Origin of the sequence: Pseudomonas sp. MF4836 (assembly GCF_002018875.1) — a bacterium.
Lineage (GTDB): Bacteria > Pseudomonadota > Gammaproteobacteria > Pseudomonadales > Pseudomonadaceae > Aquipseudomonas.
In genome coordinates this window covers 53,043-68,667 of the sequence record NZ_MVOL01000012.1, presented here as the reverse complement: position 1 = coordinate 68,667, position 15,625 = coordinate 53,043, and the positions used below count along the sequence as shown (strand labels likewise).

Genomic DNA, 15,625 nt, shown 5'->3' with positions numbered 1-15,625 from the left:
ACCGTGCCCGGCCCAGCCGCTGAGGGGCCGTGGAAAAAGCTGCTGGGTCATTGGGTGAATTCGCATAAGATCGCCCGCCACAGGATGGGTTTTGGGGCGTGTAAAACAGTGAACTGGGATGATCTGAAGTGTTTCATTGCCGTTGCACAATCCGGCAGCCTCACCGACGCGGGAGCGGTGCTCAAGGTCTCGGCCTCGACCGTTGCGCGCAGGATCGCCGCCCTCGAACAGGCCTTGGGCCGCACGCTGTTCGTGAAGAAAACCAATGGTTATTTCCTCAGCGAAGCCGGGGCGGCGCTGGTGCCCCTGGCCCTGGAGACCGAGGAGCGTTTTCGCCTGATCGAGCGCCAGCTGGCGCAGCCCGGCGCGGGCCTGGCCGGGCAGGTGCGTATCGATTGTCCGGAGTTGATGGGTACCCACCTGATCATTCCGGGGCTCGATGAGTTTCGTCAGCAGTACCCGCAGATCAGTTTCGACTTCAGCAACAGCGCGTCCTCGGCAAAACTCACGCAAAGCCACAGCGATGTCATCGTGCGCCTGCACCGTCCGGACCAGGGCAACTTCACCCTGCGCCGGGTGGGGTGGCTGGCCCAGGGGCTGTTCTGTTCCCCGGCCTATGCCGCGCGGCACGGGTTGCCGGGTTCGGCGGCCGAGTTGGCGCAGCACCCGCTGATCGGCTGGAGCACGCCCATGGCCCATATGCCGCTGGCGCAATGGCTGGAGCAGATCAGCGGCGGGCAGACACCCTGGATGCGCACCGCCAACCTCACGGCCCAGCTCAAGGCGGTGCAGGCCAACCTCGGCATCGCGGCGTTGCCGGCCTATGTCGGGCAGGGCGAGGGCTTGTATCCGGTATTGGATGACCTGCCGCCCCAGGGCGCCGATATCTGGTTGCTGCGCAACCTGGCGACCCAGGGCCTGGAGCGTGTGGACCGGGTGGTGGAGCACCTGGTGGCGCAGTTCCAGCGCAGCCTGGCGCCGCGGCCTTGACCGCGCCCCTCAGTGGGCGCCGCTGCGCACAAAGATCCAGACCGCCACTGCCATCAGCATCAGGCCGAATAGCCTGTTCTGGGCCACCAGCAATCGCGGCCGGGTGCGCAGCAGGCGTTGCACGCTCGAGCCCATGGAGACCCAAATCAGGTGCGCGCAGAAGTTGAGGCTGATCAGCGCCGCGCTGAGGGCCAGCACCAGGGCGATGCTGCGGCTGTCACCGCTGGGCATGAAGGTCGAGAACATCACCAGCAGCATGACCATGCCCTGCACATTGCCCAACTGCACCATGACTCCGTCACGCCAGCGCAGTTGCCGGGCCTCGGCCCCCGGAGCGGGCAGTGCACGCCACAACAGGCGCAGGCCGAGCCAGAGGATGTACAGGCTGCCCGCGACCCGCAGCAGCCACAGCAACTGCGGCTGGTTCATCAGGCTGTGGGACAGCCCCAGCCCCACCAGCAGTGCCAGCAGGAAATAACACAGGTCGAGCCCGGCGATAAAACCCAGGGAACGGCGTGCGCCACTCTGCGCGCCGGAGGTCGCGACCATCAGGTTGCCGGGGCCGGCGCTGAGGGTCAGTGGGGCCATGGTCGAAAGCCAAAGGGCCCAGTTGATGTCGAAAATGTGCTGCACCTGTCGCTCCCGGGAGGCGGTGCGAATTGCACCGGCGGCCAGTCTAAGACGCCCTCGCGGCCGAGGTTATCGCCAGGAATGCAAAGCGCTTTTGCACAAATGCCTGCAAGCCGCGAACCGATTGCCGCGGCATGCCCTGGGCCGCGCTCGGGTTATGATGGGCCGGCCCGGCGCCGCCCCTTGTGGCGGCGGGCACGCCTCAACCCCCGGAGTCAGACGTTCGATGTGCACTATCAGCCTTTTCCAATCCCCGCCTCCCGAGTCGGTCAACAGCCAGATCCTGCAAATGGTGGTGGACTACCTGAGCGATATCAGCCTGCTCGCCATCACCCCCAGCAACCCCCTCTACAACCTGTATCAATACGGCGTCGGCTACGAGGTACACCTGTACCTGGCGGCCATGGACGGCTCGCGCGGCATGGCCGTCGAGCTGATCGTGGCCCTGGATCCGGAGCAGCCCGAGACGGTGCTGGGCTTCCTGCTGTGCCTGCCGGTCAAGGACGATCCTCAGGCTTGCGCAGTGCCCTATATGGCCGTGCATGCCCGCCATCGGCGCCAGGGCATTGCCCGGGCCATGCTGGCGCAGATGCTCGCGCGCTACCCCCACGCGGAGCTGGCCTGTAGCGTTGCCAAGGTTCCGTATTTCGAGGCGCTGGGGTTTCAGATGCTGGGCGCCCGCGGCCCCCAGGTGTTGATGAATACCCGCGACCACAGCACTGAAGGCTTGCTGCCGGTGCTGGACGTGGCGCCGATCTACAGCTCGCTGGAGGTGCGGCAGATTCACAGTTACCTGCTGGCGCAGCACGGCAGGAAGGCCATGCTCGAGGCCGAGAAAAAACGCGACCGGCAACTGGATCAGATGACCCGCCAGGCTGCCCGTTTTGTCCAGGAGCACCGGGGCCTCGCCGCCGACCCAAACCCGGGGCAGGGGCCGCGCCTGCAGTAGGGCAGGGCCGGTGACCCGGTTCGCCAGCCCTCTGGGCGAGCCTGCAACAGCCTGAAAAACACTTTCACGTTTTTTTCACGCATGGCTGGTATTCTCCGCAACCTCTTTGGGGAGTAGCCGGCCGTCACGTGAGTGATGGCGCTGTTGGTCGACATTCTCGGCAACCTGCCGTGGCCACAGCATCCGTCGGGATTGGCGAGACCAACGACATACCTGTGCTGAAGTCGGGCGCGCAGGGCTATGTCGTTGCTCAGGCCCGACTGGTACATAACCGTGAATGCAATAGCCCTTATCTTCCTGGCGTTTGCCATGTCCACCGACGCGTTTGCGGCGGCCATCGGCAAAGGCTCCAGCCTCAACAAACCCCGTTTCAGCGAAGCCCTGCGCACCGGCCTGATCTTCGGTGTGATCGAAGCCATCACCCCCGTGATCGGCTGGGCCATCGGCCAGGCCGCCAGCAGCTATGTCACCGAGTGGGATCACTGGATCGCCTTCGTCCTGCTGCTGGGTCTGGGCCTGCACATGATCTATGCCGGCCTCAAGCCCGACGACGAACAGGAAAGCGAGAAGTCGACCCAGCACTCGTTCTGGGTACTGGCCGTCACCGCCGTGGCCACCAGCATCGACGCATTGGCGGTGGGCGTGGGCCTGGCCTTTGTCGAGGTCAATATCCTGGTGGCCGCTGCGGCCATCGGCCTGGCAACCATGGTGATGGTGACCCTGGGCACCCTGCTCGGGCGTGTACTGGGCAGCCTGGTGGGCAAGCGCGCCGAGATCCTTGGCGGGATCGTGTTGATGATCGTCGGCGGCACCATTCTCTATGAGCACTTGAGCGCGGTCTGACCCGCCGCCGCAGGGTTGATGCCCCGACGCTGTCAAAGGCGCCGGGGCTTGACTCGAACACGGGCTTTCAAACGATATACAGCGGCTGGCCTTGCGCCTTCCAGGCCGCGAAGCGGGCATCCATCAGCGGTGCCAGGCGCTCGTAGTTTTCCCAACTGTCTTCGACGCCATACAGCGACGCCTCGTCGACCTCGAACACCTGGAAGTAGTCGTCGATGTAGCGGCTGTCGTTATCCAGGCCCTTGTAATAGGCCAGGGTAAAGGCGTTGCCTTGCTCGCTGAATTCCTGATCGGTGAGCTTCTCGTCCAATACCCGTCGTACAAAGGCCGGCCCGCTGATGCGCCGCGCCTGCACGTCGTCGATGTCACTGTCGGCATCCTCCAGCAATTCCTCGCTGGCCAAACCGTTGAGCAGCATCCAGGCCAGGAACATACCGATATGGGTCGCCGCTGCGGTGTCCGGCAGGTCCTTGGGATAATCGCCTTCGTAGTGCCAGGCGGCGTCGTCATATTTCATGTTTCAGGTCCTGGGGGGAGAGGGGCGCGCAGGGCGCTACAGAATGCTCGATTGCCATTTCTCGGTGCCGGCCAGGCGGCGTTTCACGCTGTCGATGCGCCATTGCCCGGCCGTGCGCTTGAGCAGGAAGCGGTGCTCGTAGCACAGGCTGCGTTCGGCCGGATCGCGGATGATGACCGCCGTCTGGTTGGCCGACAGCGGGTCACACGCCAGCAACTGATCCTCGGGCGCGTAGGTGGTGGGCCAGCCGTGGGAATGATGTTTGTAGACACGCTGGCGCTGGGTGCAAAAACGCTCGACGATCTGCTCCTGTTCGGCCCAGAAACTGCCATCACTGCCGTGCCCGGGGTCGGCTGCGCTCAGGGCGTTGCCCCGTTGTTCCCAGGCGTGCATGGCCAGGGTGTAGCCGCGCACGACGCTGATCGGGTCGGTGCGGTCATCGACCGGGTCCGGCCACGGCAGGACCGGGGTGGGCGCAGGCGCAGGCGGCGCGCCAAGCCCGGCTTGCTCCAGGCGTTGCAGCACCGCCTGGTGGCCTTTGTCCTGGGCCAGGGACCAGGCGCTTTGCTGCTTGAAATCCAGCAGCTGCGCGTTGGCGCCGGCATCCAGCAGCAGCGCGACCAAGGCGGGATGGCCGGCCTGCGCGGCGCACATCAGCGCCGTGCGTTTGAGTTCCGGGGACGCCAGGTCGAGGGCGGCGCCGCGTTCGATCAGCAGCGTGGCCAGGGAGGCGTTGCCTGCATGGCTGGCCCAGGCCAGGGCGCTGTAGCCCAGGGCTGTGCATTGATGGTCGATACGGGCGCCGCGATCGAGCAGGGCCACGGTCGCTTCCCATTGCTCGGCGATGACTGCGCTGAGCAAGGCCGTGCGGCCGGTGCCCTTGTGGGTCCATTCAAGGTCCGCGCCGCCCTCGAGCAGGCGCAGCAGGGCAGGAAGGTTGCCGCTCTCGGCGGCTTTTGCCAATAGGTGGGACAAGGTCGGGGCGCTCGTGCAGATCAATCAATGAATCGCCTGCCGCACAAGCTGCATCCGTGCGTGGCGCTGTAAGGGCGCCCATGGTAACTGCGCAGCACCTTGATTCGCCACGCCGGGTTTTCAGCGTCCCTTGTGCCCGCCATTGACCACCAGGTACAGCAACGGGCCGATGGACACGAACAGCGCCGTCAGCGCCAGGTACGGCAGCACGCTGCTCATTGAGCGGCCCCGGGCCCGGGCATCGCGCAGCATCCATATGCCGGCCAGCAGCGCCATCAGGTACAGGTCGATCACCACTTGGGCGGTGTCGGGGCGTGACATCAGCTGCAGGCCGAATTGCAGCAGCGACTGCTCGGCGGTTGCCAGGGTGAAGAGGGTGTAGGCGCTGAAGGCCAGCAGGGTGACGAGGGCGAGGGTGGGGCGGCGCATTTCACTTTCCTTGTGCGGTCAGGGGGCGGCGGTGGGTCGAGTGGCGGTCCATGAGAGTCAGCAGCAGGTACAGCGCTGCCACGGCCGCGCAGCCGAAAATCAGCAGTTGCGACAGCACTGAATCGAAGCTGTAGAGCGGGTGCAGGCGCAGGTTGAAGTGCAGGCCAGCGTGCACCACGGCAAAACCGGCCAGCAGCCTGCGGCTGGATTCGCGCCAGCGCCTTGCCGGGTGCCAGCCCAGCCACAGCACCAGGCCCAGCAAGGGCACATGCAGCGCCACGAACAGTGCCCGGGCGCTGTCTGCCTGCAGCTCGCGCAAGCCATACAACAGTCGCCATTCGGCCTGGCTGACGGCGTCCAGTTCATGGCCGAAGAACAGGCTCAGGCAGGTGATGAATACGAGGTTCTTCATGGTTCAAGGCTGGCGTGGCGAAGGGTGAGCACAGGCTAGCCGGGGTGCGCGCCGACACTCAATGACCTCCCAGGTCATAGACACGCCGGCGACCAGCTGCCAGAGTCGCGCCATGCTAAAACTCCTTGATCCTCAGCAACCGGTCGGTGCGCAACTGCGCCGCCTGCGCCAGCGGGCGCGGCTCAGCCAGCTGGAGCTGGCCCTGCAATCGGGAATTTCCCAGCGGCATTTAAGCTGCGTCGAAACTGGCCGCGCCAAGCCCAGCCCGGCGATGCTGCATGCCCTGCTGACCGCCCTGGACACGCCCCTGGAAGAGTGCAACGCGGCCTTTCTCGCCGCCGGCTATGCGCCGCGCTACGAGGCCTTGCCCCTGGCTGATCCGAATATGCAGGCGGTGCACAGCGCGCTGATGCACTTGCTGCACGCCAACAATCCGGCCCCGGCCATTGTGCTCGACAGCGCCTGGCAGGTGCTGGCGGCGAATGCCGCGACCGGGGTGCTGTTCGGGTTGGTGGGGTTGCCCGCGAGTGCGGCCCCGGGTGAGTTCAATCTGCTGCGCACGTTGCTTGAGCCCGGTGGCCTGGGTGACCACTTGCTCAATGCCGATGAGATCCGTCAGGTCGCCTGGCAGCGTGCATCCCGCGAGGCGCTCAAATGTCCGGCCCTGGCTGCGCTGTTGGCGAGCCTGCCCTCGGCTGCCGAGGTTGATCCGGCTTCGAGCGCCAGCCCGTCGGCTCCGCTGTTGCTGACCCGAGTGGCGTCGACAGTGGGCGAGTTGCGCTTTCTGTCGACCTTCACCACCTTTGGCATGCCGCTGGATATCACCGTGGCCTCCTTGCGTATCGAGCACCTGATTCCTGCCGACCCGGCGACCTGGCGCATCATGGGCGAAGCCTACGAGCGTGCCAGTGCCGGCCAGGTCACTGTCGAGGCCTAAGCCGCTCTGTGCAGCTGCCACTGGCGAGCCAGGCGCAGGTAGACCAGCAGGTTGATCAGCAGCACCACGCTGCCCATCACCAACTGCATGCCATTGGTCAGCCCGGCCGGGTAAATCAGCGGGATCAGGTAGTGCTCGATAAACCCATCGGCATACCCCTCCTGCCCGGCGTAATGGCGCAGCAGGTTTTCCCAGCGGGTCAGCGGGCAAGTCAGGTGAAACACCTCCACCGCCACCCCCCAGGCCGCCGCCGGCAGATGCAGCCACATCACGCCGCGCCACTTGAGCACCAGCAGCCCGCCGAACAGCACGAACAGAATGAACAGCAGGTGAAACAGCACCAGCCCATCGGCGGCAAATCGGTAGAACATCGTGACTCCTTTTTTCTGATCCGGGTCCCTGGCGTCAGCGCCGCGGCGAATATACAGGGTGAGCCGGGGCGTGCGGGAGGTTGCAGGTGAAAGAGGGGGACCGGGTCAGCACTGCCCCTCGCCACAAGGTAAAAAACGCCATGTCCCGCTTAAAGGGCATGGCGTCTCTGTTTATTCGCTGGCCCGGTCAGGGGCAGCGCGCAGTCAGTCTCAGCTCACCACTCGATAGCACGGCACATACGCCGCGCCGCCCGGCAGTTTCATCCGGTGCTGCTCGACGAAGGCTTTAAGCAGTCTGTCCAGCGGCTGCATGATCGCAGGGTCGCCGTGGATGCTGTACGGGCCTTGCTCCTCAATCAGGCGGATGCCTTTGTCCTTGACGTTGCCGGCGACAATCCCGGAAAACGCGCGGCGCAGGTTGGCTGCCAGTTCATGGGGCGGCAGATCGAGGCTCAGTTGCAGTTCGGCCATGTTGGCGTGGGTCGGGTCGAAGGGACGTTGCAGGCTTTCGTCGATCTTCAGCAACCAGTTGAAGTGGAACGCATCGTTGCGCTCGCGACGGAACTGTTTGACCTGCTTGAGCCCTTCGGTCATCTGCCGGGCCACTTCGGCCGGGTTGTCGATGATGATTTCATAGTGGCGCTGGGCGGCATCGCCCAGGGTCGCGCCGACGAAGGCGTGCAGTTGTTCGAGGTAGGCCGCGGCGCTTTTCGGGCCGGTGAGGATGACCGGGAACGGCAGGTCGCGGTTGTCCGGGTGCATCAGGATGCCCAGCAGGTACAGGAACTCTTCAGCGGTGCCGGCGCCACCGGGGAAGATGATGATGCCGTGGCCGACGCGGACGAAGGCTTCCAGGCGCTTCTCGATATCCGGCAGGATCACCAGTTCATTGACGATCGGGTTCGGTGCCTCGGCGGCGATGATGCCCGGCTCGGTCAGGCCCAGGTAGCGGCCGCCGCTCATGCGCTGCTTGGCGTGGGCGATGGTGGCGCCCTTCATCGGGCCCTTCATCACGCCCGGGCCGCAGCCGGTGCAGATGTCCAGTTTGCGCAGGCCCAGTTCGTGGCCGACCTTCTTGGTGTACTTGTATTCGTCGGTATTGATCGAGTGCCCGCCCCAGCACACCACCATCTTCGGCTCGACGCCGGGACGCAGGGTGCGCGCGTTGCGCAGCAGGTGGAACACGTAGTCGGTGATGCCCTGGGAGTCGCTCAGGTCGATGCGCTGGCTGTCCAGTTCGTTCTCGGTGTAGACGATGTCGCGCAGGGCGCTGAACAGCATTTCCCGGGTGCTGGCAATCATTTCGCCGTCGACGAATGCGTCGGCGGGCGCGTTCAGCAGCTCCAGGCGCACACCGCGATCCTGCTGGTGAATACGCACTTCAAAATCGTGATAGGCGTCGAGGATGGTCTTGGCGTTGTCGACGTGGGCGCCGGTATTGAGGATGGCCAGGGCGCACTGGCGAAAGAGGGTGTAGATACTGCCTGAACCCGCTGCGCTCAATTGCTGGACTTCGCGTTGGGAGAGTGTTTCCAGGCTGCCTTTGGGGCTGACCGAGGCGTTGATGACTTGTCTTGGGGGCATTCTAAAATTCCCTGAAAGCGGAGCCACCGGGCCGGCTGGGGCCGATGGCGAAAAAAGTTGCACATCCAATCTGACCGCGTGCACCGGGGATTTTCTCCGGTGGCGGTGCGCGAAAGCAAACTTCGGCGCGGGATCTGTCGCGCGGCGGATCTCACTTCGGTATAGCGTTTTTCGCCGGGAAGGGAAATGCGCCGCGGCACGCAGTGTGCCAGAAGAGAGGGCGTCGAAGCGCGGGTGCTGAAGCCTTTGCCGGCTAAATGGCACAGTGGCATCATTGGGCGCTGGTCAGTGCTGTATCAATCCAGACAATCAAGAATGAATTTCTGCGCCGGTCGTGGCTCATAAGAGCAGATAGCGTCGTTCATCCGCTCAGTCGTCCATGCAGTCAGGGAGCAACAACCTCATGAATCCAGCCTCGTCCACCCGCGCCGATACCGCCCGCCGATTGATCCTGATCGTGGAGGACGAGCCGACGGTGCTGGAGTTCCTGTGCGAGATTCTGCAGGACGAAGGGTTTGCCACCCAGGCGTGCGCCAGTGCCGACCTGGCGTGGGATTTTCTTCAACAGCACGCCGATGAGGTGTGCCTGCTGCTGACGGATATCACCATGCCCGGCCGGCTCAACGGTGCGAGCCTGGCCAACCTGGTGGGGGAACACTGGCCGGCGATGCCGGTGGTGGTGATGTCCGGCTACGAAACGCCGGAGAGTTCCGGGGTTCGTCAGCCGGTGACGTTTATCCGCAAGCCCTGGACCATTGGCCAGATTGTCGATTGTGTCGAGGGTGCACTCGGCAAGGCAATGGCCCGCTGATTACTCCTTGACGCTCATGTACTCCTTGGCCCAGACGATGTAGTCCTCGGGCTGGGTGTAGGTGTGCGCCAGTTCCGTTGCGCTCAGGTCCGAGGCCTGGGTGAAGATCTGGCGCTGTTCGCGCAGGCAATCGTAAGTGGCCTTGATCGCGGCGAAGTAGGCGGCGTGGCCGTCGACTGCAATGCGCACACCGAGTTCGGCCAGGCGTGCGTCGTCGCGCAGGGCCGGGTTGCCGTAGGTCACCAGCATCAGTGGCACAGTCAGGTGTTCACTGATCTGCTCCAGTTGTTCGAAGTCACGCACGCCGACCATGCAGATGGCATCCGCGCCTGCGCGTTGGTAATGCTGGGTGCGGCTGATGATTTCCTGGATCGGCAGGATCGCCGCGTTGGTCCGGGCAATGATCGACAGCTCCGGGTCGACCCGGGCTTCCAGTGCCGCACGGATCTTGCCCACGCCCTCGGCGACCGAGATCAGGTCGGTGGACTTGCGGCCGAATTGGGCCGGCAGCAGGGTGTCTTCGATGGTCAGGGCGGCGATGCCGGCACGCTCCAGTTCCACCACGGTGCGCATCACGTTGAGGGCGTTGCCATAGCCGTGGTCGGCGTCGGCGAGTACCGGCAGTTGGGCGACGCGGCCGATGCGGGTGGCCTGTTCGGCAAATTCGCTGAGGGTGATCAGGGCAAAGTCGGGTGCGGCCAGGACCTGCAGCGAGGCGACCGAACCACCGAGAATCCCCACTTCAAAACCCAGGTCGGCGGCGATTCGCGCGGACATCGGGTCGAAGACTGAAGCGGTGTGGTAGCAGGCGTTGGAGGCCATGAGTTCACGGAAGGCGCGGCGCAGATCTTGATGGGAAAGCCTGGACATAACAGCTCCGAATTTGAAACGAAAAGGTGCCGACACTAGGGCCGAGTCAATATTTGCTGTCGGTTTTCCTGAAGGTCTGTAGTGGATAGACCCAGAGTGAAACGCTGAGCTGGGCAGAGAAGATCGAAGCAAGCATGTACAAGGCTTCTTTATCCTGCGCGGGTGTTCGAAGCGAACAGGCAGGTTTGTTGTACGAAGCCACAGAGGAGCGGAAGGCTATCACGCTCTTAAAGTCGGGATGATGACGAGTTTGCATAGCATTATGCCGCAGCGGCATTGGATTTTTTTCTCGGTTTGTAGGTCGGTCTGATTTTTCCGAGCTAAAAACGGGCACTTTCCGGCCCGGGAGGGCGACTGCGCTTGCCCCTGCCGGATAAATCGGGGAAGCTCCCGCGCGCCGGCCCCCAAGCCAGAAAAGGGACCGTCTGAGCCACTGATGCAAGGAAGTCATAGATGACGTTGAAGGTAATGGTGATCGGTGGTTACGGAAATTTCGGCAGCATCGTCTGCCGTCATCTGGGCCAGATGCCGGGCGTGAGCCTGGTGAGTGCGGGGCGCAACCGGCAAAAGCTAGCGCAACAGCTCGACGAACTGCGCCAGCAAGGCGCCCAGGATTGCAGCAGCTGGTGCGGCGATGCGATGGGGCCCCAGTTCACGGCGGCCCTGGGCAGCCTGGGCATCAAGCTGGTGATCCATACCGGCGGGCCCTTCCAGGGCCAGCCCTACACCGTGGCTCGGGCCTGTATCGAGGCCGGGGTCAATTACTGCGACCTGGCCGACTGCCGGACCTTTGTCGGCGGCATCGGCGTGCTGGACCAGGCGGCGCGCGAGGCCGGGGTCACGCTGCTCAGCGGCTGCAGCTCGGTGCCGACCCTGGCGGCGGCGATCATCGACCAGCATCGGGCGCGCTTTGCCCGTATCGAACGCATCGAACACGGTATTTCCTCCTCGGCGAAAATGCCCGGCCTGTCGACCATCGAAGGCGTGTTGGCCTATGCCGGCAAGCCGATCCAGCAACTCAAGGACGGCCGACCGTACCCGGTGATCGCCTGGCAGGGCCTGACCCTGCGCAAGATGCCGTACCTGGGCAGCCGCTTGCTGGCCAACGTCGACGTGCCGGACCTGGACCTGTTCGCCGAGCGCTACGGCGCCCACACCCTGGTGTTCAAGGCCGGCGCCGGGCTGAAGATCGCCGGCCTGGCCAATGCCCTGCTGGCCCAGGCGGTGCGGTTCGGGCTGGTGCGTTCGACCCAAGCCTGGGCGGCCCGGCTCTACCGGTGCGGCCTGTGGTTCGAAAAACTCGGCGACGGCCAGAGCGCGATGTATATCGACGTTCAGGGGCAGGGCGTCGACGGCCAAGCCCTGGCCATGACCGCACAACTGACCGCCGCCAACGACAAGGGGCCGCAGATTCCCAGCTGCGCCGCCGTGGCCCTGACCCGCAAACTGCTCGACGGCTACGTGCCGCAACCCGGGGCCCGGGCCTGTGTCGGTGAAGTCACCCTCGACGAGTACCTGGCCGCCATCAACGATCCGGAAAACCTCAAAATCGAGGCCTGGTTCTCTGCCGGGAACGCCTGAGACGCCGCGCAAGACACGCTCGCCAGCGGTCTTGGCAGGCGCGCGATATCAGGGTTCGAGTGATGGCACAACGGTATTTTTGTAGGACAAAGTAACCATAAAAAGTATCAACTGAGAATGAGTATTGATAATATTCGATACCAATTCTTGTCGGGCTCCTGTTGTGCCCGGCATCTCTTTAAGGGCAGTCCGTTGATGCGTCGAACTCTGGTTTCTCTGTGTGTGATCCAAGCCATTTCCCAGGCCGCCTGGGCTGAATCGGCAGCCACTGATAGGTCGACAATCGAGCTGCAGGCGATTGATATCAACGGCACCACCGAAGAGCAGGCCCAGGGTCCGGTCCAGGGTTATCGCGCCACCCGTTCCGCCAGCGCCACCCGCACCGACACCTCGATTCATGAAACCCCGCAGTCCATCAGCGTGGTCACCCGCGACGCCGTGGAAGACCTCGGCGCCACGCGCCTGCAGGATGCCCTGGACTACGCCGGCGGCGTGGGCCGGGCGAACAATTTCGGCGGCCAGGGCCTGACCACCTTCACTGTGCGCGGCTTTACCACCGGCGAGTTCTACCGCAACGGCTTCCCGATCAACCGCGGCTACCCGAACATGCCCGACGCCAACACCATCGAGCGCCTGGAAGTGCTGCGCGGCCCGGCCACCATGCTCTATGGTCGTGGCGACCCGGGCGGCACCTTCAATGTGGTGTCCAAGCAGCCGCTGAAAGAGACGGCGGTGACCCTGGGCAGCCAGCTCAGCGACCAGGGCATGCGCCGTGGCACCCTGGACGCCTCGGGGCCGCTGGACCAGGAAGGGCGTTTCGCCTACCGCCTGAATGTCATCGGCGAGGGCGGCGACACCTTCCGCGATCATGTGGAGACCGAGCGTTACGGCGTGACCCCGGTGCTCAGCTGGCAGGTCGACGACCGTACCAAGATCACTTTCGAGGGGGACTTCATGCGCAACAATGCGCCCCTGGATCGCGGCGTGACCCGCTATCCGGCGCAGATCGGCGTGGCCTCGCGCGAGACTTTTTTTGGCGAGAAGGACATCGGCAAGCTGCACAACGACAACAATATGGGCCAGCTGCGCTTCGAGCATTTTCTCAACGACGACTGGACCCTGGGTGGCGGTGCGCAGATCCTCGACGGCTCGCTGGCCGGCAACGGCATCGAGGCCAATGGCATTGCCGCCGACGGGCGCACCCTGGGGCGCAACTTCAACTACCGCAAGCTGGAGTGGCGTGACCGCGACTACCAGTTGAACCTCACCGGGCATTTCTCCCTGGCGGGTTTCGAGCACACCCTGCTCACTGGCGTCGAGTACGAAGACTACGATTACCAGTCGATCATCCAGCGCTCCGCGGGCGGCATCAGTTACCCGATCGATATCTTCGATCCGGTCTACGGCCAGGCCCGTCCGACGCTGACTCGCACCACCACCCATGACCAGGAAAACCTCAAGACCTACGCCGCTTTCGTCCAGGACCAAGTGAGCCTGACCGAGAACCTCAAGGCGCTGGTGGGGGCGCGTTTCGAGCGTTTCGAACATGACTACGACAGCTACCTGGCCGGCACGCCGAGCTGGACCAACAGCGACAACGCGGTGACCCCGCGCGCCGGCCTGCTCTACAACCTGACGCCGACCGTGGCGGTGTATGCCGACGCCGCGCGTTCCTTCAAGCCGAACACCGGCGCGGCGCGTACCGGTGGCGGCTTCAAGCCGGAGGAGGGCAAGTCTTATGAAGTGGGGGTCAAGTGGGAAGCCCTGGAGCGCCAGTTGAGTGTGGATGCGGCGCTCTACCAGATTGAAAAGCGCAACGTGCTGACGGCCGATCCGGTGGATTCGACGTTCAGTGTCGCCGCCGGCGAAGTGCGCAGTCGTGGCCTGGACCTGAACGTGGCCGGCAACCTGACCCCGGAGTGGCGGATGATCGGTGGCTACGCCTATGTCGACGCCGAGGTCACCAAAGACAACCGCCTGGCCTCGGGAACCCGCCTGCTGAACATTCCGCGCAACAGCTTCAGCCTGCTCAATGTCTACGAGTTTCAGGACGGCGGGCTCAAGGGCCTGGGCCTGGGGCTGGGAGCCAAGTACGTCGCCGAGCGCGCCGGGCAGACCGCGGCCAACGCTTTCAGCATGGACAGCTACCGGGTGTTCGACCTGCTCAGCTACTACAAGCTCAACCAGCACGTGCGCCTGAACCTGGACGTGAAGAACCTGTTCAACGCCGACTATGACGAAGGTGCCTTCGGCAACGTCTACGCCTACCCGGGCGCGCCGCGTACGGTGCAGATGGGGATTGCCTACACCCTGTAGGGCGCCCTTGTTCCGGCACGCGGGCGGCAACCCCGGCGCGCCGGCCGAGGCTTAGCAGACCAGGGGTTTGACGAAACTCTTCCAGAACATCCAGCGCCGCACTTCGTGGTGATCGCCGGTGCCGATCTGCCATTGCGGGCGCCCGGTGTCCAGGTCGATCTGCACGATGATCCCGGCGCAGGTGGCCGCCACCAGGGTCTTGCCGTCGGGGCTGATGTCCATCGCGCTGAAGGACGAGCCGACGTAGTGCTGCCAGCGCTCCTCGCCGGTTTCACTGAAGGCGCGCAGGTAGCCGTAGGCGTCGCCGACGATGAACTCATCGTGGCGGGCCGCGCCGGCATAGACCCGGGCACCTTCCTGCAACACCGGGGTCCGGGGGTCATCGCTGTAAAAGTCGGTGCGCAGGCCCGGCAGATCGGCCACCGCCACCCCCAGGGTGCCGCCGTTATAGAAGTGGCAGGCATTGAGGATCAGTCGGTCGCCGGCCTGGTTGAACATCGCGAAGTGCGGGTATTCACCGGCCGGGCCGACTTCGGCCACCACCTCCAGCTGGGCGTTGAGCACCAGGTGATGCCCGCACTGTTCGCCGATGGCGATGCACTGGCCGTCAGGGGAGATCGCCCCGTGCTCCATGGACAGGCCCACGGCCAGGTCATCGGGGGCGACACCGTCGGCCAGGTCTTTGTCGAGTTCTTCCGGGCGCCGCAGGACCCGGGTGGCGCCTTCGGCGTGCAGCACGAAGATCCCGTCCGAACTCACCAGCAGCACCCGCTGGCCATCGGGGAAGGGGATCAGCGCGCTGGGCAGTATTTGCGCCTCTTCTTCCAGTACCAGGCTGTCCGGCAAGCCTTCACGCCCGGTGGGCCAGGGAAACTCGGCCACTTGCGGGCCATTCCAGCCGTCGGTAACACGCACGCCGCTGGGTACCGACCAGGCAAAGAATCGGCGCTGCGGGCAACGTCCGAAGAACTCGCCCTGGCTGACCTTTTCAATGTGCTGTCCGTCGATATGCACCACATGGCCACCTTCATAGGGGGCGCCGATGCGTGCCAGTAGGGTGCCGTCGTCCAGCAGTGCCAGGGCCGGGATCGAGCGGCCCTCCTGCTCCAGGCGCGAATGCAGCGGGAAGTGCGCCGGCGGCCACTCTTCACGCCAGGCGGCGAATGCGGCGGCATCCCGGGGTTGCTGGTTGAGGGTTTCGAGGGCGGCTCGCCAGGCATTCAGCAGGTGTTCGGTTTCCGGCAGTGTCGGCTCTTCGAGCCCGTCCCAACCTTGGGCCATGCCGTCTTGCACGTATTGGTTGATGGCGCGGGTGTATTGCAGTACGGCGTTGTGCCACTGCTGTTGAGGGGAGGCTGTTCGAGGATCGGCCATGGCCAGAGGACTCCTTGTTCCGGCAATTCAGGGGAG

16 protein-coding genes are annotated in these 15,625 nt (G+C 64.5%); 7 read left to right on the top strand and 9 right to left on the bottom strand.

Annotated features, from left to right (window positions below):
- Window positions 1–108: 108 nt before the first annotated feature.
- Entirely contained in the window at window positions 109–990 is an 882-nt protein-coding gene (locus MF4836_RS25230; RefSeq protein WP_078472574.1) for a LysR family transcriptional regulator, read from the top strand.
- A 9-nt stretch (window positions 991–999) separates the two neighbouring features.
- Here the strand turns inward: MF4836_RS25230 and MF4836_RS25225 are convergent, their stop codons facing one another.
- Window positions 1,000–1,623 (bottom strand): LysE family translocator, encoded by a 624-nt coding sequence (locus MF4836_RS25225; RefSeq protein ID WP_102047943.1) that lies wholly within the window; start codon window positions 1,621–1,623, stop codon window positions 1,000–1,002.
- Window positions 1,624–1,846: 223 nt separating this feature from the next.
- On the opposite strand from MF4836_RS25225, the gene MF4836_RS25220 reads away from it, so the two are divergent.
- Together MF4836_RS25220 and mntP are read left to right on the top strand one after the other, a co-directional pair.
- On the top strand, window positions 1,847–2,569 hold the full coding sequence (locus tag MF4836_RS25220; protein WP_078472573.1) for a GNAT family N-acetyltransferase: 723 nt from the start codon (window positions 1,847–1,849) through the stop codon (window positions 2,567–2,569).
- A 273-nt stretch (window positions 2,570–2,842) separates the two neighbouring features.
- On the top strand, window positions 2,843–3,412 hold the full coding sequence (mntP, locus tag MF4836_RS25215) for a manganese efflux pump MntP (protein WP_078472572.1): 570 nt from the start codon (window positions 2,843–2,845) through the stop codon (window positions 3,410–3,412).
- Between the two features lie 67 nt (window positions 3,413–3,479).
- On the opposite strand, the gene MF4836_RS25210 is transcribed toward mntP, so the two are convergent.
- The 4 genes from MF4836_RS25210 to MF4836_RS25195 all read right to left on the bottom strand — a co-directional run bounded on the left by MF4836_RS25210 (window position 3,480) and on the right by MF4836_RS25195 (window position 5,745).
- Window positions 3,480–3,929: a DUF7832 domain-containing protein gene (locus MF4836_RS25210; RefSeq protein ID WP_078472571.1), complete on the bottom strand. Its 450-nt coding sequence runs from the start codon at window positions 3,927–3,929 to the stop codon at window positions 3,480–3,482.
- 36 nt (window positions 3,930–3,965) lie between these two features.
- A complete protein-coding gene (locus MF4836_RS25205; protein WP_078472730.1) occupies window positions 3,966–4,904 on the bottom strand; it encodes an ankyrin repeat domain-containing protein in 939 nt (312 codons plus the stop codon).
- A gap of 120 nt (window positions 4,905–5,024) precedes the next feature.
- Entirely contained in the window at window positions 5,025–5,333 is a 309-nt protein-coding gene (locus MF4836_RS25200; RefSeq protein ID WP_078472570.1) for a DUF2834 domain-containing protein, read from the bottom strand.
- A 1-nt stretch (window position 5,334) separates the two neighbouring features.
- Window positions 5,335–5,745, bottom strand: coding sequence for a DUF6713 family protein (locus MF4836_RS25195; protein WP_078472569.1), 411 nt, complete (start codon window positions 5,743–5,745; stop codon window positions 5,335–5,337).
- Window positions 5,746–5,857: 112 nt separating this feature from the next.
- Between MF4836_RS25195 and MF4836_RS25190 the strand changes: the two genes are divergently transcribed.
- The gene (locus MF4836_RS25190) at window positions 5,858–6,682 is read left to right on the top strand and encodes a helix-turn-helix domain-containing protein (RefSeq protein WP_078472568.1); all 825 of its coding nucleotides are present in this window, start codon (window positions 5,858–5,860) and stop codon (window positions 6,680–6,682) included.
- Here the strand turns inward: MF4836_RS25190 and MF4836_RS25185 are convergent.
- Window positions 6,679–7,053, bottom strand: coding sequence for a DUF2784 domain-containing protein (locus tag MF4836_RS25185; protein ID WP_078472567.1), 375 nt, complete (start codon window positions 7,051–7,053; stop codon window positions 6,679–6,681). The genes MF4836_RS25190 and MF4836_RS25185 overlap by 4 nt on opposite strands.
- Before the next feature lie 210 nt (window positions 7,054–7,263).
- Window positions 7,264–8,637, bottom strand: coding sequence for a nucleotide 5'-monophosphate nucleosidase PpnN (ppnN, locus tag MF4836_RS25180; protein ID WP_078472566.1), 1,374 nt, complete (start codon window positions 8,635–8,637; stop codon window positions 7,264–7,266).
- A gap of 403 nt (window positions 8,638–9,040) precedes the next feature.
- Here ppnN and MF4836_RS25175 point away from each other — a divergent pair, with 403 nt between their 5' ends.
- Window positions 9,041–9,448 carry a response regulator gene (locus tag MF4836_RS25175; RefSeq protein ID WP_078472565.1) on the top strand — a complete coding sequence of 136 codons (408 nt, stop codon included), beginning with the start codon at window positions 9,041–9,043 and terminating at the stop codon, window positions 9,446–9,448.
- Here MF4836_RS25175 and MF4836_RS25170 read toward each other — a convergent pair whose 3' ends face one another.
- Entirely contained in the window at window positions 9,449–10,318 is an 870-nt protein-coding gene (locus MF4836_RS25170) for an isocitrate lyase/PEP mutase family protein (RefSeq protein WP_020298836.1), read from the bottom strand.
- A gap of 453 nt (window positions 10,319–10,771) precedes the next feature.
- Between MF4836_RS25170 and MF4836_RS25165 the strand changes: the two genes are divergently transcribed.
- Window positions 10,772–11,899: a saccharopine dehydrogenase family protein gene (locus MF4836_RS25165; RefSeq protein ID WP_078472564.1), complete on the top strand. Its 1,128-nt coding sequence runs from the start codon at window positions 10,772–10,774 to the stop codon at window positions 11,897–11,899.
- A gap of 195 nt (window positions 11,900–12,094) precedes the next feature.
- Entirely contained in the window at window positions 12,095–14,215 is a 2,121-nt protein-coding gene (locus MF4836_RS25160; protein ID WP_078472563.1) for a TonB-dependent siderophore receptor, read from the top strand.
- A 51-nt stretch (window positions 14,216–14,266) separates the two neighbouring features.
- On the opposite strand, the gene MF4836_RS25155 is transcribed toward MF4836_RS25160, so the two are convergent.
- The gene (locus MF4836_RS25155; RefSeq protein WP_078472562.1) at window positions 14,267–15,589 is read right to left on the bottom strand and encodes a YncE family protein; all 1,323 of its coding nucleotides are present in this window, start codon (window positions 15,587–15,589) and stop codon (window positions 14,267–14,269) included.
- Between the last annotated feature and the right edge of the window lie 36 nt (window positions 15,590–15,625).